At 62.0% G+C, this 17,249-nt stretch carries 16 protein-coding genes and 2 tRNA genes; 17 read left to right on the top strand and 1 reads right to left on the bottom strand.

What is annotated here, in order from left to right; translation table 11 throughout:
- The first annotated feature begins 94 nt into the window (after positions 1-94).
- The 7 genes from dnaJ to FXN65_RS23795 all read left to right on the top strand — a co-directional run bounded on the left by dnaJ (position 95) and on the right by FXN65_RS23795 (position 8,254).
- Positions 95-1,222 carry a molecular chaperone DnaJ gene (gene dnaJ, locus FXN65_RS23825; RefSeq protein ID WP_151137031.1) on the top strand — a complete coding sequence of 376 codons (1,128 nt, stop codon included), beginning with the start codon at positions 95-97 and terminating at the stop codon, positions 1,220-1,222.
- A gap of 82 nt (positions 1,223-1,304) precedes the next feature.
- Complete coding sequence (gene dapB / locus FXN65_RS23820) at positions 1,305-2,108, top strand: 4-hydroxy-tetrahydrodipicolinate reductase (RefSeq protein ID WP_151137029.1); 804 nt, start codon at positions 1,305-1,307, stop codon at positions 2,106-2,108.
- Between the two features lie 198 nt (positions 2,109-2,306).
- Complete coding sequence (gene carA, locus FXN65_RS23815; protein ID WP_151137027.1) at positions 2,307-3,443, top strand: glutamine-hydrolyzing carbamoyl-phosphate synthase small subunit; 1,137 nt, start codon at positions 2,307-2,309, stop codon at positions 3,441-3,443.
- A 25-nt stretch (positions 3,444-3,468) separates the two neighbouring features.
- Positions 3,469-4,119 (top strand): leucine efflux protein LeuE, encoded by a 651-nt coding sequence (gene leuE / locus FXN65_RS23810; RefSeq protein ID WP_151138929.1) that lies wholly within the window; start codon positions 3,469-3,471, stop codon positions 4,117-4,119.
- Between the two features lie 19 nt (positions 4,120-4,138).
- Entirely contained in the window at positions 4,139-7,360 is a 3,222-nt protein-coding gene (gene carB, locus FXN65_RS23805) for a carbamoyl-phosphate synthase large subunit (RefSeq protein WP_151137025.1), read from the top strand.
- Positions 7,357-7,830 (top strand): transcription elongation factor GreA, encoded by a 474-nt coding sequence (gene greA / locus FXN65_RS23800; RefSeq protein WP_151137023.1) that lies wholly within the window; start codon positions 7,357-7,359, stop codon positions 7,828-7,830. Before carB ends, greA begins: the two co-directional genes overlap by 4 nt.
- Positions 7,808-8,254 carry a DUF4149 domain-containing protein gene (locus FXN65_RS23795; RefSeq protein ID WP_151137021.1) on the top strand — a complete coding sequence of 149 codons (447 nt, stop codon included), beginning with the start codon at positions 7,808-7,810 and terminating at the stop codon, positions 8,252-8,254. Before greA ends, FXN65_RS23795 begins: the two co-directional genes overlap by 23 nt.
- 22 nt (positions 8,255-8,276) lie before the next feature.
- On the opposite strand, the gene FXN65_RS23790 is transcribed toward FXN65_RS23795, so the two are convergent.
- The gene (locus FXN65_RS23790; RefSeq protein ID WP_151137019.1) at positions 8,277-8,591 is read right to left on the bottom strand and encodes a YhbY family RNA-binding protein; all 315 of its coding nucleotides are present in this window, start codon (positions 8,589-8,591) and stop codon (positions 8,277-8,279) included.
- A 76-nt stretch (positions 8,592-8,667) separates the two neighbouring features.
- On the opposite strand from FXN65_RS23790, the gene rlmE reads away from it, so the two are divergent.
- From rlmE to nusA, 10 genes are all read left to right on the top strand, one after another.
- Positions 8,668-9,291, top strand: coding sequence for a 23S rRNA (uridine(2552)-2'-O)-methyltransferase RlmE (rlmE, locus tag FXN65_RS23785; RefSeq protein ID WP_151137017.1), 624 nt, complete (start codon positions 8,668-8,670; stop codon positions 9,289-9,291).
- Between the two features lie 201 nt (positions 9,292-9,492).
- Positions 9,493-11,406 (top strand): ATP-dependent zinc metalloprotease FtsH, encoded by a 1,914-nt coding sequence (gene ftsH, locus FXN65_RS23780; RefSeq protein WP_151137015.1) that lies wholly within the window; start codon positions 9,493-9,495, stop codon positions 11,404-11,406.
- A gap of 9 nt (positions 11,407-11,415) precedes the next feature.
- Positions 11,416-12,267 carry a dihydropteroate synthase gene (folP, locus tag FXN65_RS23775; protein WP_151137013.1) on the top strand — a complete coding sequence of 284 codons (852 nt, stop codon included), beginning with the start codon at positions 11,416-11,418 and terminating at the stop codon, positions 12,265-12,267.
- A gap of 18 nt (positions 12,268-12,285) precedes the next feature.
- The gene (gene glmM / locus FXN65_RS23770; protein WP_151137011.1) at positions 12,286-13,626 is read left to right on the top strand and encodes a phosphoglucosamine mutase; all 1,341 of its coding nucleotides are present in this window, start codon (positions 12,286-12,288) and stop codon (positions 13,624-13,626) included.
- Between the two features lie 65 nt (positions 13,627-13,691).
- On the top strand, positions 13,692-14,447 hold the full coding sequence (tpiA, locus tag FXN65_RS23765) for a triose-phosphate isomerase (protein ID WP_151137009.1): 756 nt from the start codon (positions 13,692-13,694) through the stop codon (positions 14,445-14,447).
- A gap of 4 nt (positions 14,448-14,451) precedes the next feature.
- On the top strand, positions 14,452-14,835 hold the full coding sequence (gene secG, locus FXN65_RS23760) for a preprotein translocase subunit SecG (protein WP_151137007.1): 384 nt from the start codon (positions 14,452-14,454) through the stop codon (positions 14,833-14,835).
- Positions 14,836-14,845: 10 nt separating this feature from the next.
- A tRNA-Leu gene (locus FXN65_RS23755) sits at positions 14,846-14,931 on the top strand.
- A gap of 97 nt (positions 14,932-15,028) precedes the next feature.
- Positions 15,029-15,105: transfer RNA gene (locus FXN65_RS23750), tRNA-Met, on the top strand.
- Positions 15,106-15,235: 130 nt separating this feature from the next.
- Complete coding sequence (rimP, locus tag FXN65_RS23745) at positions 15,236-15,694, top strand: ribosome maturation factor RimP (RefSeq protein WP_028630011.1); 459 nt, start codon at positions 15,236-15,238, stop codon at positions 15,692-15,694.
- A 47-nt stretch (positions 15,695-15,741) separates the two neighbouring features.
- Complete coding sequence (gene nusA, locus FXN65_RS23740; RefSeq protein ID WP_151137005.1) at positions 15,742-17,223, top strand: transcription termination factor NusA; 1,482 nt, start codon at positions 15,742-15,744, stop codon at positions 17,221-17,223.
- Positions 17,224-17,249 lie beyond the last annotated feature (26 nt).

Below are 17,249 nucleotides of genomic sequence, written 5' to 3'. Positions count from 1 at the left end.
GGGGCTAGACGCCCGGTACGCCTGATCCGCCGCGCGGGAGCTTGCTCCCGCGTTGGCGTGTCTGGGGCTGGTGAATTCGAGAGTGCAGGAAACTATGGCTAAACGTGACTTTTACGAAATCCTCGGTGTCGAGCGCGGCGCCAGCGAGGCTGAGCTGAAGAAGGCTTATCGCCGGCTGGCGATGAAGCACCACCCGGACCGTAATCCGGGGGACAAGGAGTCCGAAGAGAAATTCAAAGAGGCCAACGAGGCCTACGAGATCCTGTCCGACGCCAGCAAGCGCGCGGCATACGACCAGTACGGCCACGCCGGCGTCGATCCGCAGATGGGCGCAGGCGCCGGAGCCGGCTTCGGTGGTGCCAGCTTCTCCGACATTTTTGGTGATGTGTTCAGCGATTTCTTCGGTGGCCAGCGTGGCGGCCAGCGAGGCGGCCCGCAGCGCGGTAGCGACCTGCGCTACACCCTGGAGCTGGACCTCGAAGAGGCCGTGCGTGGCACAACCGTGACCATCCGCGTGCCGACCCTGGTCAACTGCAAGACCTGCGATGGCTCGGGTGCCAAGAAGGGCACCAGCCCGGTCACCTGTACCACCTGTGGCGGTATCGGGCAGGTGCGTATGCAGCAGGGCTTCTTCTCGGTGCAGCAGACCTGCCCGCGCTGCCACGGCAGCGGCAAGATGATCAGCGATCCGTGCGGCAGCTGCCACGGCCAGGGTCGCGTGGAAGAGCACAAGACCCTGTCGGTGAAGGTGCCGGCCGGCGTCGACACCGGCGACCGTATCCGCCTCTCCGGCGAAGGTGAAGCGGGTGCCATGGGTGGTCCGTCCGGTGACCTCTACGTAGTGGTCAACGTGCGCGAGCACCCGATCTTCCAGCGTGATGGCAAGCACCTCTATTGCGAAGTACCGATCAGCTTCGCGGACGCCGCCCTGGGGGGGGAGCTGGAAGTGCCGACCCTGGATGGCCGGGTCAAGCTGAAGATTCCGGAAGCGACCCAGACCGGCAAGCTCTTCCGTCTGCGCGGCAAGGGCGTGGCTCCGGTGCGTGGCGGTGGTGCGGGTGACTTGATGTGCCGCGTGGTGGTGGAAACCCCGGTCAATCTGGACAAGCGCCAGCGCGAGCTGCTCGACGAGTTCCGCAAGACGCTGCAGAACGATGGTTCCCATTCGCCCAAGGCCAGCAGCTGGTTCGAGGGCATGAAGCGCTTCTTCGGCGATCTCTAACGACGAGCTGGATGCCGCTGCTGGGACCTTGTGCGTTCCGGTGCGGGTGTCCAGCTCCAGGCTTCCAGCTTGGAGCTTTTTTATGCGACGTATTGCTGTGATGGGCGCCGCCGGGCGCATGGGCAAGAACCTGATCGAGGCGGTGCAGCAGGCGCAGGGCGCCGGGCTGACCGCTGCCATCGATCGTCCGGATAGCACCCTGGTTGGTGCCGACGCCGGTGAGCTGGCAGCGCTGGGCCGCATTGGCGTGCCGCTGTCGGGTGACCTGGCGAAGGTGGTCGACGAGTTCGATGTGCTGATTGACTTCACCCATCCCTCGGTGACTCTGAAGAACCTGGAAGTCTGCCGTCAGGCCGGCAAGGCCATGGTGATCGGCACCACCGGTTTTTCCGCCGAGGAGAAGGCTCTGCTGGCGGCTGCCGCCAAGGAGATCCCGATCGTTTTCGCGGCCAACTTCAGCGTCGGCGTGAACCTTTGCCTCAAGCTGCTGGATACCGCCGCCCGCGTTCTGGGCGACGAGGTGGACATCGAGATCATCGAGGCTCACCACCGTCACAAGGTGGACGCGCCGTCCGGTACCGCGCTGCGCATGGGCGAAGTGGTGGCTGATGCGCTGGGGCGCGACCTGTCCAAGGTCGCTGTTTACGGCCGTGAGGGCCAGACCGGTGCCCGCGCCCGCGAAACCATCGGTTTCGCCACTGTGCGTGCTGGCGACGTGGTCGGTGATCACACCGTGCTGTTCGCCGCCGATGGCGAGCGCGTGGAAATCACCCACAAGGCCTCCAGCCGCATGACCTTCGCCCGTGGCGCCGTGCGTGCCGCGCTCTGGCTGGATGGCCAGCAAGCGGGACTGTACGACATGCAGGATGTGCTTGGCCTTCGCTGATGCGTGATTGGCGGACTGCCAAATGGGATGTCTTACCGGTGGACCGAAATGACGCATTCCTGTAAACTGCAGCTTTAGTGTGTCCACTAAAAGTTACGCAGAAATGGCTCAGATAAAAAAGCGGGGTGACGGTAACAACGTCATCCCGCTTTTTTACAACCTGCGTTTGCTTCAGCCTTAGATCTACGGGAGGTCTTCTTGACTAAGCCAGCCATACTCGCGCTTGCCGACGGCAGCATTTTTCGCGGCGAAGCCATTGGGGCCGATGGCCATACCATCGGCGAGGTAGTGTTCAACACTGCCATGACCGGCTATCAGGAAATCCTTACCGATCCTTCCTATGCCCAGCAAATCGTTACCCTCACCTATCCGCACATCGGCAACACCGGCACCACGCCGGAAGACGCCGAGTCCAACCGCGTTTGGGCAGCCGGCCTGATTATCCGCGACCTGCCGCTGCTGGCCTGCAACTGGCGCAACAAGCAGTCGCTGCCGGATTACCTGAAGGAACACGGTACCGTCGCCATCGCCGGCATCGATACCCGCCGCCTGACCCGCATCCTGCGTGAAAAGGGTTCCCAGAACGGATGCATCCTGGCCGGCGACGACGCCACCGAGGAAAAAGCCCTCGAACTGGCTCGCAGCTTCCCCGGCCTGAAGGGCATGGACCTGGCCAAGGTCGTGTCCTCCACCGAGAAGTACGAGTGGCGCTCCGGTGTATGGAACCTGGAAACCGATAGCCATCCGGAAATAGCCGCTGCCGATCTGCCGTACCATGTGGTTGCTTATGACTTCGGCGTCAAGCTGAACATCCTGCGCATGCTGGTTGCCCGCGGCTGCCGCCTGACCGTGGTGCCGGCACAGACCCCGGCCAGCGAAGTGCTCGCCCTCAACCCGGACGGCATCTTCCTCTCCAACGGCCCTGGCGACCCCGAACCGTGCGACTACGCCATCCAGGCGATCCGCGAGTTCCTCGACACCGAGATTCCGGTATTCGGCATCTGCCTCGGCCATCAGCTTCTGGCTCTGGCCTCCGGTGCCAAGACCGTGAAGATGGGCCATGGTCACCATGGTGCCAACCACCCGGTGCAGGACCTGGATTCCGGCGTGGTGATGATCACCAGCCAGAACCACGGCTTCGCTGTGGACGAGTCGACCTTGCCGGCCAACCTGCGTGCGACCCACAAGTCGCTGTTCGACGGCACCCTGCAGGGTATCGAGCGTACCGACAAGGTGGCCTTCAGCTTCCAGGGTCACCCGGAAGCCAGCCCAGGTCCGCACGACGTGGCTCCGCTGTTCGACCGTTTCATCGCGGCGATGGCCGAGCGCCGCTGAGATCGCGGAAGGGCTTGCGAAGATGATGCCGACCCTCGGGATCACCGACCTCTGGACCTACGTCCTGGGGACGCTGTTCATCGTCCTGCTGCCGGGGCCGAACTCGCTGTTCGTGCTCGCCACCGCCGCCCAGCGCGGCGTGGGTGCCGGCTACCGGGCGGCCAGCGCGGTGTTCCTGGGCGATGCGATCCTGATGCTGCTGTCGGCATTGGGAATCGCCTCGCTGCTCAAGGCCGAACCCATGCTGTTCCTCGGCCTGAAGTACGTCGGCGCCGCCTACCTGTTCTATCTGGGTGCCGGCATGCTCCGGGGTGGTTGGCAGAAGTTGCGCCAACCGGTCGAGCAGGCCGTCCCGGCACAGGAACTGGACGTCAACCAGCCGTTCCGCAAGGCACTGCTGCTGAGTCTGTCCAATCCCAAGGCGATCCTCTTCTTCGTGTCCTTCTTCATCCAGTTCGTCGACCCGGGATACGCCTACCCCGGATTGTCGTTCCTGGTGCTGGGCGCGATCCTCGAAGTCATCAGCGCCCTTTACCTGAGTTTCCTGATTTTCTCCGGTGTGCGCCTGGCGGCCTGGTTCCGCCGGCGGCAACGGCTGGCTGCCGGCGCTTCCAGCGGCGTCGGCGCCCTGTTCGTCGGCTTTGGCGTGAAGCTGGCCACCGCAACCCTGTCCTGATTATTGCAACGAGAGTCCCATGCCCAAGCGTACAGACATCAAGAGCATCCTGATCCTCGGTGCCGGCCCCATCGTCATCGGCCAGGCCTGCGAGTTCGACTACTCCGGCGCCCAGGCTTGCAAAGCCCTGAAGGAAGAAGGCTTCCGCGTCATCCTGGTGAACTCCAACCCGGCCACCATCATGACCGACCCGGCCATGGCCGACGCCACCTACATCGAGCCGATCAAGTGGGCGACCGTCGCCAAGATCATCGAGAAGGAGCGTCCCGACGCCCTGCTGCCCACCATGGGTGGCCAGACCGCGCTGAACTGCGCTCTCGACCTGGAGCGTCACGGTGTGCTGGCCAAGTTCGGTGTGGAAATGATCGGCGCCAACGCCGACACCATCGACAAGGCTGAAGACCGTTCGCGCTTCGACAAGGCCATGAAGTCCATCGGACTGGAGTGCCCGCGTTCCGGTATCGCCCACAGCATGGAAGAGGCTTACGGCGTCCTGGAAAAGGTCGGCTTCCCCTGCATCATCCGTCCGTCCTTCACCATGGGTGGCACCGGTGGCGGCATCGCCTACAACCGTGAAGAGTTCGAAGAGATCTGCGCCCGTGGCCTGGACCTGTCGCCGACCAACGAGCTGCTGATCGACGAGTCCCTGATCGGCTGGAAGGAATACGAGATGGAGGTTGTCCGCGACAAGAAGGACAACTGCATCATCGTCTGCTCCATCGAGAACTTCGACCCGATGGGCGTGCACACCGGCGACTCCATCACTGTCGCTCCGGCCCAGACCCTGACCGACAAGGAATACCAGATCATGCGCAACGCCTCCCTGGCGGTCCTGCGTGAGATCGGCGTGGAAACCGGCGGTTCCAACGTGCAGTTCGGCATCTGCCCGAACACTGGTCGCATGGTCGTGATCGAGATGAACCCGCGCGTTTCGCGTTCCTCGGCCCTGGCTTCCAAGGCGACCGGCTTCCCGATCGCCAAGATCGCCGCCAAGCTGGCCGTCGGCTACACCCTCGACGAGCTGCAGAACGACATCACCGGCGGTCGCACACCGGCGTCCTTCGAACCGGCCATCGACTACGTGGTGACCAAGGTTCCGCGCTTCGCCTTCGAGAAATTCCCGAAAGCCGACGCCCGCCTGACCACCCAGATGAAGTCCGTGGGTGAAGTGATGGCCATCGGCCGTACCTTCCAGGAGTCGGTGCAAAAAGCCCTGCGCGGCCTGGAAGTGGGCGTTGCCGGCTTCGATCCCAAGCTGGACCTGAACGATCCGGAAGCGGAGGGCATCCTCAAGCGCGAACTGACCGTTCCGGGCGCCGAGCGTATCTGGTACGTGGCGGATGCCTTCCGCGCCGGCAAGAGCATCGAGGAAGTCTTCGAGCTGACTCGCATCGACGAGTGGTTCCTGGTGCAGATCGAGGACCTCATCAAGGATGAGGAGAAGGTCAAGACCCTCGGCCTGTCCGGCATCGACGCCGACCTGATGCGCAAGCTCAAGCGCAAGGGCTTCTCCGATTCCCGCCTAGCCAAGCTGCTCGGCGTCACCGAGAAGAACCTGCGCAGCCATCGCCACAAGCTGAAGGTCCTGCCGGTCTTCAAGCGTGTGGACACCTGCGCCGCCGAATTCGCCACCGACACCGCCTACATGTACTCGACCTACGAGGAAGAGTGCGAGGCCAACCCGTCGTCCCGCGACAAGATCATGATCCTCGGCGGCGGCCCCAACCGTATCGGCCAGGGCATCGAGTTCGACTACTGCTGCGTACACGCTGCGCTGGCCATGCGTGAAGACGGTTACGAGACCATCATGGTCAACTGCAACCCGGAAACCGTCTCCACCGACTACGACACTTCCGACCGCCTGTACTTCGAGCCGGTGACCCTGGAAGACGTGCTGGAAATCGTTCGTGTCGAGCAGCCCAAGGGTGTCATCGTTCAGTACGGTGGCCAGACCCCGCTGAAACTCTGCCGTGCCCTGGAAGAAGCCGGCGTGCCGATCATCGGCACCAGCCCGGACGCCATCGACCGCGCCGAAGACCGTGAGCGCTTCCAGCAGATGGTCCAGCGCCTGAACCTGCGCCAGCCGGCCAACGCCACCGCGCGCAGCGAAGACGAAGCCCTGGCCCTGTCGAAGAACATCGGCTACCCGATGGTGGTGCGCCCGTCGTACGTACTGGGCGGCCGCGCGATGGAAATCGTTTATCAGGAAGAAGAGCTCAAGCGCTACATGCGCGAGGCCGTGAAGGTTTCCAACGACAGCCCGGTGCTGCTGGACCGCTTCCTGAACTGCGCCATCGAAGTCGACATCGACGCAGTCTGCGACGGCGAAACCGTCGTGATCGGCGCGATCATGCAGCACATCGAACAGGCTGGCGTGCACTCCGGTGACTCCGCCTGCTCGCTGCCGCCGTACTCGCTGCCGCAGCACATCCAGGACGAGATCCGTGATCAGGTCAAGAAAATGGCCCTGGAGCTCGGCGTGGTCGGCCTGATGAACGTCCAGATGGCCGTTCAGGGCGAAGACATCTATGTGATCGAGGTCAACCCGCGCGCGTCCCGTACCGTGCCCTTCGTCTCCAAGTGCATCGGCGAGTCGCTGGCCAAGGTCGCTGCCCGCGTAATGGCTGGCAAGAGCCTCAAGGAAATTGGTTTCACCAAGGAAATCATTCCGCCGTTCTTCAGTGTCAAGGAAGCAGTGTTCCCGTTCGCCAAGTTCCCGGGCGTCGACCCGATCCTCGGCCCGGAAATGAAGTCCACCGGCGAAGTGATGGGTGTCGGCGACACCTTCGGCGAAGCCTTCTCCAAGGCCCAGCTGGGTGCCAGCGAGATCCTGCCGAACTCCGGCACCGTGTTCATCAGCGTCCGTGAAGACGACAAGCCGATGGTCACCCAGGTCGCCCGCGACCTGATCGAGCTGGGCTTCGAAGTGGTCGCCACTTCCGGCACCGCCAAGGTGATCGAGGCGGCCGGTCTGCCCGTGCGGCGCGTGAACAAGGTGACGGAAGGCCGTCCCCATGTCGTTGACATGATCAAGAACGATGAGGTTACCCTCATCATCAACACCACTGAGGGGCGTCAGTCCATCGCTGACTCCTACTCGATCCGTCGAAACGCCCTGCAGCACAAGATCTATTGCACCACCACTATCGCGGCTGGTCAGGCGATCTGTGAGGCGCTCAAGTTCGGTCCCGAGAAGACCGTGCGCCGCTTGCAGGATCTCCATGCAGGAATCAAGGCATGACTAAATTTCCGATGACCGTCCAGGGCGCTCGCGCCCTGGAGGACGAACTGAAAGTCCTCAAGGCCGAGCGGCCGAAGATCAGTCAGGCCATCGCTGAAGCGCGGGAACTGGGGGATCTCAAGGAGAACGCCGAGTATCACGCAGCACGTGAGCAGCAGGGGCTGGCCGAGGCGCGCATTCGCGACATCGAGGCCAAGCTGTCCAATGCCCACATCATCGATGTCACTTCCATTCCCCGTAGTGGCAAGGTGATTTTCGGCGTGACCGTGGATATCGCCAACGTTGATACCGACGAAAGCGTGACCTACCAGATCGTGGGTGACGATGAAGCGGATATCAAACAAGGCAAGCTTTCGGTCAGCTCTCCCATCGCCCGTGCCCTGGTAGGCAAGGAAGAAGGGGACGTGGTGACCGTCAAGACTCCGAGCGGTGTCGTCGAGTACGAGATTGTCGAAGTCCGCCACGTCTAAGCGTTCACCCTTCCGGGCCGGAGCCATCGCCTGGCAGCTGGCCCAGACCTTCTGGGTTGGCGGCCTCTGGCTGCTGCACTTCGTCATGCTGCCGGCGCTGGACCGTATCGGTCTGGCGCCGATGCTGGTGGAGGAGGTGGCTTCCAGCCTCCGGCCGTTGATGGTTGCCTTTGCCGGTTTCTGTGCGCTGCTCCAGGCCGTGCTGCTGATCCAGTATGCGGGGCTTGGGCGTCTCTGGCGTGACGCGCGCGCGCAGCTGCTGGCCGCTGTGATCGGCCTGGTAGTGGCGTTCCTGCTGGTTCGCTTCTGGATTCCGGAGGCGTTGTACTGGCTGAACTTCAGCTATCTGTTGCTGGCCTTTTGTGGCCTGCTGCTGGTTATCCAGCCCTTGCCTGCGAAGCTGGCCGAGGGCCGGGCGCGCTGAACGCGCGCCCTTGGCGGGAGGCTCAGAGGCCGCTGAAGCGGCTGATGTTGGAGAGATTGCGGTTTGGCTTGGGATTGCGGCGATAGACCAGTGCCATCTTGCCGATGACCTGGACCAGTTCGCAGTTGCCGGCGGCGCAGAGCTCGTCGATCAGGGCGCGGCGATCATCACGTTCGATGATGCGGAACTGTACCTTGATCAGTTCGTGATCGTTCAGCGCGCGATCCAACTCGGCAAGCACACCTTCGGTGAGGCCATTTTCGGCGACCGTCAATACCGGTTTCAGGTGATGACCGATAGATTTGTATTGCTTCTTGTGCTCCTGTGAGAGCGCCATAATCAGACCCCTGCGAAAAAAGGCTGCTAGTTTACCCGAGTGATTCCGGGGCGCACAGCCGAACACGAGGTATCCCGTGGCCCGTTCCAAGAGTAGCCAGCGTTGGCTGCAAAGACATATCGACGACCCGTACGTCAAACAGGCGCAAAAGGACGGTTATCGTTCCCGCGCCAGCTACAAGTTGCTCGAAATCCAGGAAAAGGACCGCATCCTGCGGCCCGGCATGACCGTCGTCGATCTCGGCGCGGCGCCAGGCGGCTGGTCCCAGGTGACTAGCCGGGTGATCGGTGATCGCGGTCGGTTGATCGCTTCCGACATCCTGGAAATGGATAGCATTCCTGACGTGACGTTCATTCAGGGTGACTTCACCGATGATGCAGTCTTTGCGCGCATCCTCGAGGCGATCGGCGACAACCCGGTAGACCTTGTGATTTCGGATATGGCCCCCAATATGAGTGGCGTAAGGGCCTCCGATCAGCCGCGGTCGATGTATCTCTGCGAGCTGGCGCTGGACCTGGCGGGCCGTACTCTGCGCCCGGGTGGGGATTTTCTGATCAAGATATTCCAGGGCGAAGGTTTCGACGTCTACCACAGGCAGGTGCGCGAGATGTTCGACAAGGTGCAGATGCGCAAACCGCTTTCGTCGCGTGACAGCTCCCGGGAGCAATACCTGCTCGCGCGCGGCTTCCGCGGGGAATAGACTGCAACGGGGGGCCGACTCGTCGGTCCCCTTCTGCAGGGGCTGGATGCTGCAGCGAGGCCGACAGGCCTCATAAAGGGTTACAGACGGCGCCTGCCAGGGGCGGGGGTTGTGTAGTAAGTTAGGCCGGTTAACCACCAGCCGTCATGCGGGGTGCGCTCCAGGAAGGGGCCCGTTCCAGAGGGTAGCTAATTGAACGACATGGCAAAAAATCTGATCCTGTGGCTGATCATCGCCGCTGTGCTTGTCACGGTGATGAACAATTTCTCCAGCCCAAGCGAACCGCAGACCCTTAACTACTCGGAATTCATCGAGCAGGTTAAAGAAGGCAAGGTCGAACGCGTGACCGTCGATGGCTTCGTCATTACCGGCAAGCGCAACGATGGCGAGTCCTTCAAGACCATTCGTCCGGCGATCCAGGACGGCGGCCTGATCGGCGACCTGATCGACAACAACGTGATCATCGAAGGCAAGCAGCCTGAGCAGCAGAGCATCTGGACTCAATTGCTGGTGGCCAGCTTCCCGATCCTGGTGATCATCGCTGTCTTCATGTTCTTCATGCGCCAGATGCAGGGCGGCGGCGGTGGCCGCGGCGGCCCGATGAGCTTCGGCAAGAGCAAGGCGCGCCTGTTGTCGGAAGACCAGGTCAAGACCACCTTCGCCGACGTCGCCGGTTGCGACGAGGCCAAGGAAGAAGTCAGCGAACTGGTGGAGTTCCTCCGCGATCCGGGCAAGTTCCAGCGCCTGGGTGGCCGTATTCCGCGCGGCGTGCTGATGGTCGGCCCGCCCGGTACCGGTAAGACCCTGCTGGCCAAGGCCATTGCAGGCGAAGCCAAGGTGCCGTTCTTCACCATCTCCGGTTCCGACTTCGTCGAAATGTTCGTCGGTGTGGGCGCGTCCCGCGTTCGTGACATGTTCGACCAGGCCAAGAAGCACGCTCCCTGCATCATCTTCATCGACGAGATCGACGCCGTCGGTCGCCATCGTGGCGCCGGTCTGGGTGGTGGTCACGACGAGCGCGAGCAGACTCTCAACCAGTTGCTGGTCGAGATGGACGGCTTCGAAATGAACGACGGCATCATCGTGATCGCCGCGACCAACCGTCCTGACGTGCTCGACCCGGCCCTGCTGCGCCCGGGCCGCTTCGACCGCCAGGTTGTGGTCGGCCTGCCGGACATCCGTGGTCGCGAGCAGATCCTCAAGGTGCACATGCGTAAGGTGCCCATGGGCGATGACGTCGATCCGGCCGTGATCGCACGTGGTACTCCGGGCTTCTCCGGCGCCGACCTGGCCAACCTCGTCAACGAGGCTTCCCTGTTCGCCGCCCGCGTCAACAAGCGCCTGGTGGAAATGAAGGAATTCGAACTGGCCAAGGACAAGATCATGATGGGCGCCGAGCGCAAATCCATGGTCATGTCCGAGAAGGAGAAACTCAACACCGCGTACCACGAGGCGGGGCACGCTATCGTCGGTCGCCTGGTGCCTGAGCATGACCCGGTCTACAAGGTGTCGATCATCCCGCGTGGCCGCGCTCTGGGCGTGACCATGTTCCTTCCCGAAGAGGATCGCTACAGCCTGTCCAAGCGCGCACTGGTCAGCCAGATCTGCTCGCTGTTCGGCGGCCGTATCGCTGAAGAGATGACCTTGGGCTTCGACGGTGTCACCACCGGCGCCTCCAACGACATCATGCGTGCCACCCAGATCGCCCGGAACATGGTGACCAAGTGGGGCCTGTCCGAGAAACTCGGTCCGCTGATGTACGCGGAAGAGGAGGGCGAAGTGTTCCTTGGTCGCAGCGCGGGTGCCCAGCACGCCAACGTATCCGGCGAAACCGCCAAGCTGATCGACCAGGAAGTCCGTCGCATCATCGATGAGAGCTATACCACCGCGAAGAACCTGCTGACGGAGAACCGCGACAAGCTCGACATGATGGCCGAGGCCCTGATGAAGTATGAAACCATCGACTCCGAGCAGATCGATGACATCATGGCTGGCCGTGCCGCGCGCGAGCCCAAGGATTGGCAGGGCGGTTCCGGTACTTCTGGTACACCCGCACCGCGTGAAGAGGCCAAACGGCCTGAAACCCCCATCGGCGGGCCGGCTGGCGAACACTAAGGCCTGTAGATGAAGTCAGTGCAGTACCCGACCCGGTTGCCTTGCGGCAGCCGGGTTCTTGATTTGGCCCAGCCCCACGTCATGGGCATCCTCAACGTCACCCCAGATTCCTTCTCCGATGGTGGCTGCTTCAATGCCCGTGACGCCGCGTTGCGCCACGCCGCCGAGATGGTTGCCGCTGGCGCCACCCTGATCGACGTCGGTGGCGAGTCCACCCGGCCGGGCGCCCGCCCGGTATCTCCGACCGAAGAGCTCGAACGCGTCGCTCCTGTGGTCGAAGCCATCGCCCGCGAGCTGGATGTGGTGATCTCCCTGGATACATCCACGCCTGCCGTGATGCGCGAAGGTGCGCGCCTGGGCGCCGGGATGATCAACGACGTGCGCGCGCTGCGTCGTGATGGTGCCGTGGACGCTGCTGCCGATACCGGTCTTGCGGTGTGTCTCATGCACATGCTCGGCGAGCCGGGCAACATGCAGCAGGATCCACGCTACCAGGACGTCGTGCGCGAAGTCGGGGAGTTTCTCGCCGACCGCATGCAGGCCTGCCTGGCAGCCGGGATTTCGGAAGATCGCATCGTTCTCGATCCGGGCTTCGGCTTCGCCAAGACCCTGGCGCACAACCTCAGCCTGTTCAAGCATATGGAGGCGCTGCACCAATTGGGGCGCCCCCTGCTGGTCGGGGTTTCACGAAAAAGCATGATTGGCCAGGCGCTGGGAAGGGAGGTCCACCAACGCCTGTCCGGCAGTCTCGCCCTGGCGGCCCTCGCGGTGGCCAAGGGTGCCTGCATCCTGCGCGTACACGATGTCGCGGAAACCGTGGACGCGGTACGCATGATCGCTGCGGTACAAGCAGCGGAATAAGAAAACACGGAGCACCCCATGAGCAGAAAGTATTTTGGCACCGACGGTATTCGCGGGCGTGTCGGGCAGTTCCCGATTACTCCGGATTTCATGCTCAAGCTCGGTTGGGCTGCCGGCATGGCGTTTCGCAAGCAGGGCAAGAGCCGCATTCTGATCGGCAAGGACACGCGCATCTCCGGATACATGTTCGAATCCGCCCTCGAAGCCGGCCTTCTGGCCGCCGGTGCCGACGTGATGCTGCTCGGCCCCATGCCGACCCCGGCCATCGCCTACCTCACCCGTACATTCCTGGCGGATGCCGGGATCGTCATCAGTGCCTCGCACAACCCGCACCATGACAACGGCATCAAGTTCTTCTCCGGCAAGGGCACCAAGCTCTCGGATGAAGTGGAACTGATGATCGAAGAGCTGCTGGATCAGCCGATGACCGTGGTGGAGTCGGAGCAGCTCGGCAAGGTGACTCGGATCAACGACGCTGCGGGCCGCTACATCGAGTTCTGCAAGAGCACCACTCCCATCAGTACCGACTTTGCCGGTCTCAAGCTGGTAATCGACTGCGCCCATGGCGCCACCTACAAGGTCGCTCCCAGCGTGTTTCGTGAGCTGGGCGCCCAGGTGCATGTGCTGGCGAACCAGCCCAACGGCCTCAACATCAACGATGATTGCGGTTCGACCCACATGGCCAGGCTGCAGGCCGCAGTGGTCGAGCAGAATGCCGACATCGGCATCGCATTCGATGGCGATGGCGATCGTGTACTGATGGTGGATCACACCGGCACTGTGGTTGACGGCGACGAGCTGATCTATCTGATCGCCCGCGACCTGCATGGTCGCGACAAGCTGCAGGGTGGCGTAGTCGGTACCCTGATGAGCAATCTCGGCATGGAACTGGCGCTGAAGGAGCTCGGCATTCCGTTCGTTCGCGCCAAGGTCGGTGACCGTTATGTGATGAGTGAGCTGCAGTCCAACGGTTGGACCCTGGGTGGTGAAAACTCCGGTCATATCGTTTGCAGTCACTTCACCACCACTGGCGATGCGATCGTCTCCGCTCTGCAAGTATTGCTCGCGCTGCAACGAAGCGGCCAGTCGCTGGCAGAGGCGCGCCAGGGCATGCGCAAGTGCCCGCAGGTCCTGATCAACGTGCGCTATGCCGGCAACGGAGTGGACCCGGTCAAGCACCCGGCGGTACAGGATGCATGTGCTCGGGTGACTGAGCAGATGGCTGGTCGCGGTCGCGTCCTGCTGCGCAAGTCCGGCACCGAGCCGCTTGTGCGAGTGATGGTCGAAGGCGACGACGAAAAGCTGGTACGCGGCTATGCCGAAGAGCTGGCGAAAGTCGTGACTGAGGTATGTGCTTGATTTCTCTTGCTAGTTGGAAATCTCTTGGGTAACATCTGCGCCCACTTTGATCGACGAGATAAAGCATGCGCCGACCTCTGGTAGCCGGTAACTGGAAAATGCACGGTACCCGCGCCAGCGTCGCAGAGCTGATCAAAGGCTTGCGCCAATTGGCCTTGCCTGCTGGCGTCGAAGTCGCGGTAATGCCGCCCTGTCTGTACATCAATCAGGTCATCCAAGGCCTGGATGGCAAGTCGATTGTCGTCGGTGCGCAGAACTGTGCGGTGGAACCGGTGCAGGGAGCCCTCACCGGAGAGGTCGCGGCAAGTCAGTTGGCAGACGTAGGTTGCAACCTGGTGCTTGTCGGTCATTCGGAGCGTCGCCTGATTCTGGGCGAAAGCGACGAAGTCGTGAGTCGCAAGTTCGCTGCTGCTCAATCCTGTGGTCTGGTTCCGGTGCTGTGCGTTGGAGAGACCCGGGAGCAGCGCGAAGCTGGCAAGACGCTCGAGGTTGTTGGGCGTCAGCTGGGTAGCGTGATCGAAGAGCTTGGTGTGGGCGCATTTGCGCAAGCGGTAATTGCCTATGAGCCGGTTTGGGCGATAGGTACGGGGCTGACTGCCTCGCCGCAACAGGCGCAAGAGGTTCATGCGGCTATTCGCTCGCAGCTGTCGGCGGAGAACGCCGAAGTTGCTCGCGGCGTACGGATTCTGTACGGCGGCAGTGTGAAGGCGGCCAGTGCGGCCGACTTGTTCGGCATGCCGGATATCGATGGGGGGCTTGTTGGTGGTGCCTCCCTGAATGCGGATGAGTTCGGTGCGATCTGTCGCGCCGCAGGAAGCTGACAAGATGCTGGAAACTGTCGTTATTGTGGTGCACTTGCTGGTCGCTCTGGGTGTTGTAGGCCTGGTGCTGGTTCAGCAGGGCAAGGGCGCAGATGCTGGTGCCTCGTTTGGTGCTGGTGCTTCGGCAACCGTTTTCGGAAGCCAAGGTTCCGCTACCTTTTTGAGTCGCTTTACTGGTATACTCGCCGCGGTTTTTTTCATTACCAGCCTGGGCTTAGCGTTCTTCGCTAAAGAAAAGGCTGAGGCGCTGAGCAACGTGGGCCTGCCGGATCCGGCGGCGCTCGAGGTTCAACCCGCCAAGCCGGCAGCTGACGATGTGCCGGTGCTCGAAGAGCAGAAGCCAGCTACCCAGTCGGGTGATGTGCCTCAGGCTCCGGAGCAGAAGTAAGGCAAGTTTTGCCGAGGTGGTGGAATTGGTAGACACGCTACCTTGAGGTGGTAGTGGCCATAGGCTGTAGGGGTTCGAGTCCCCTCCTCGGTACCATATAAAGAGAGGCCCGCAGAGATGCGGGCTTTCTTCTTCGCGGGATGTTCGGTTGACCATGCAAGGTGCTGGCCGTATAATCTCGCACCAGCTTTGACGCGGGGTGGAGCAGTCTGGTAGCTCGTCGGGCTCATAACCCGAAGGTCGTTGGTTCAAATCCAGCCCCCGCAACCAGTAGTCGCGAAGCCCCTTTTTAGGGGCTTTTTGCTAGCTGGACAGTTGGCCTCCGATCAATGATCAGGTGGTTTGAAGGGATGGGCGTTTCGCCCATTTTTTATTTGCACAGCATGCGAGAGGCGATCAGGTGTCGAGCAAGCTAGAACAGTTGCAGGCCTTGTTGGCCCCGGTAGTCGAAGCGCTCGGTTATCAGTGCTGGGGCATCGAGTTCCTGTCTCAAGGGCGGCATTCGCTGCTGCGGATCTACATCGATCACGAAAACGGCATCCTGGTAGACGACTGCGAGAAAGTCAGCCGTCAGATCAGCGGCGTGCTCGATGTCGAGGACCCGATCAGCAGCGAGTACACCCTCGAAGTATCGTCGCCAGGCATGGATCGTCCGCTGTTCACCCTTGAACAGTTCGCGGCCCACGCTGGTGAACTGGTCAAGATCAAGCTGCGTTCTCCCTTTGAAGGACGACGCAATTTTCAGGGGCTTCTCCGCGGGGTGGAGGAGCAGGACGTGGTGGTTCTCATTGAAGACCGCGAGTTCCTCCTGCCGATCGAACTGATCGACAAGGCCAACATCATTCCCCGTTTTGACTGAGACGCGGATCCCGCGGATCCAATGGATTGCGAAAGGCGAGGCGTACGATGAGCAAAGAAGTACTGCTGGTTGTTGAGTCGGTATCCAACGAAAAAGGTGTACCGGCTGGCGTGATTTTCGAGGCGCTGGAGCTGGCCCTGGCCACTGCTACCAAGAAACGTTACGAGGACGAGGTCGACCTGCGTGTGTCGATCAACCGTCAGAGCGGTAACTACGACACCTTCCGTCGCTGGACTGTGGTCGAGGAAACTGATTTCGAGGATCCGGCTATCCAGCTGACCCTGGATCAGGCCCAGGAGCGCGATGAGAAAGCCAAGATCGGCGACATCATCGAAGAGAAGATCGAGTCCATCGAGTTTGGCCGCATCGCTGCCCAGACCGCCAAGCAGGTCATCGTGCAGAAAGTGCGCGAAGCCGAGCGCGCGCAGGTTGTCGAAGCCTACCGCGAGAAGCTGGGCGACATCATTTCCGGCACCGTGAAGAAGGTCACCCGCGATAACGTGATCGTCGACCTTGGCAACAACGCCGAAGCGTTGCTGGCCCGCGAGGACATCATCGCGCGCGAAACCTTCCGCGTCGGCGCCCGCGTACGTGCCCTGCTGAAGGAAATTCGCACCGAGAACCGTGGCCCGCAGCTGATCCTGTCGCGCACTGCGCCGCAGATGTTGATCGAACTGTTCCGCATCGAAGTGCCGGAAATCGCCGAGGAGCTGATCGAAGTGATGGCCGCCTCCCGTGATCCGGGTTCCCGCGCCAAGATCGCCGTTCGCTCCAAGGACAAGCGTATCGATCCCCAGGGCGCCTGCATCGGCATGCGCGGTTCCCGCGTCCAGGCCGTATCCGGCGAACTGGGTGGCGAGCGCGTCGACATCGTCCTGTGGGACGACAACCCTGCACAGTTTGTGATCAACGCCATGGCTCCGGCCGAAGTGGTGGCGATCATCGTCGACGAAGATGCCCATGCAATGGACATCGCCGTTGCCGAAGACAACCTGGCCCAGGCCATCGGCCGTGGCGGCCAGAACGTGCGCCTGGCCAGCCAGCTTACCGGCTGGACCCTGAACGTGATGACCGAAGCGGACATCCAGGCCAAGCAGCAAGCCGAAACCGGTGACATCCTGCGTGCCTTCGTCGAAGAACTGGAAGTGGACGAAGAGCTGGCTCAGGTACTGGTGGAAGAAGGTTTCACCAGCCTGGAAGAAATCGCCTACGTGCCCATGGAAGAAATGCTCAGCATCGACGGCTTCGACGAGGACATCGTCAACGAGCTGCGTGCCCGTGCGAAGGACCGCCTGCTGACCAAGGCCATCGCGACCGAAGAGAAGCTGGCGGATGCCCAGCCTGCCGAGGACCTGCTTTCCCTGGAAGGCATGGACAAGGATCTGGCTGTTGAACTCGCCGTACGTGGCGTTATTAACCGCGAAGACCTGGCCGAGCAGTCGATTGACGACCTGCTCGACATCGACGGCATGGACGAAGAGCGTGCCGGCAAGCTGATCATGGCCGCCCGAGCCCACTGGTTCGAGTAAGTATCGCGGCCTGAGGAGAGAAGTGC

This window comes from Pseudomonas lalkuanensis (genome assembly GCF_008807375.1).
GTDB lineage: Bacteria > Pseudomonadota > Gammaproteobacteria > Pseudomonadales > Pseudomonadaceae > Metapseudomonas > Metapseudomonas lalkuanensis.
This window is presented reverse-complemented; position numbering and strand designations above follow the sequence as displayed.

Excerpts from the sequence above, each read along its gene's own strand:
- dnaJ (WP_151137031.1), top strand. The coding sequence starts at position 95 with ATGGCTAAACGTGACTTTTACGAAATCCTCGGTGTCGAGCGCGGCGCC.
- dapB (WP_151137029.1), top strand. The coding sequence starts at position 1,305 with ATGCGACGTATTGCTGTGATGGGCGCCGCCGGGCGCATGGGCAAGAAC.
- leuE (WP_151138929.1), top strand. The coding sequence starts at position 3,469 with ATGCCGACCCTCGGGATCACCGACCTCTGGACCTACGTCCTGGGGACG.
- carB (WP_151137025.1), top strand. The coding sequence starts at position 4,139 with ATGCCCAAGCGTACAGACATCAAGAGCATCCTGATCCTCGGTGCCGGC.
- greA (WP_151137023.1), top strand. The coding sequence starts at position 7,357 with ATGACTAAATTTCCGATGACCGTCCAGGGCGCTCGCGCCCTGGAGGAC.
- FXN65_RS23790 (WP_151137019.1), bottom strand. The coding sequence starts at position 8,591 with ATGGCGCTCTCACAGGAGCACAAGAAGCAATACAAATCTATCGGTCAT.
- ftsH (WP_151137015.1), top strand. The coding sequence starts at position 9,493 with ATGGCAAAAAATCTGATCCTGTGGCTGATCATCGCCGCTGTGCTTGTC.
- folP (WP_151137013.1), top strand. The coding sequence starts at position 11,416 with ATGAAGTCAGTGCAGTACCCGACCCGGTTGCCTTGCGGCAGCCGGGTT.
- glmM (WP_151137011.1), top strand. The coding sequence starts at position 12,286 with ATGAGCAGAAAGTATTTTGGCACCGACGGTATTCGCGGGCGTGTCGGG.
- tpiA (WP_151137009.1), top strand. The coding sequence starts at position 13,692 with ATGCGCCGACCTCTGGTAGCCGGTAACTGGAAAATGCACGGTACCCGC.
- secG (WP_151137007.1), top strand. The coding sequence starts at position 14,452 with ATGCTGGAAACTGTCGTTATTGTGGTGCACTTGCTGGTCGCTCTGGGT.
- nusA (WP_151137005.1), top strand. The coding sequence starts at position 15,742 with ATGAGCAAAGAAGTACTGCTGGTTGTTGAGTCGGTATCCAACGAAAAA.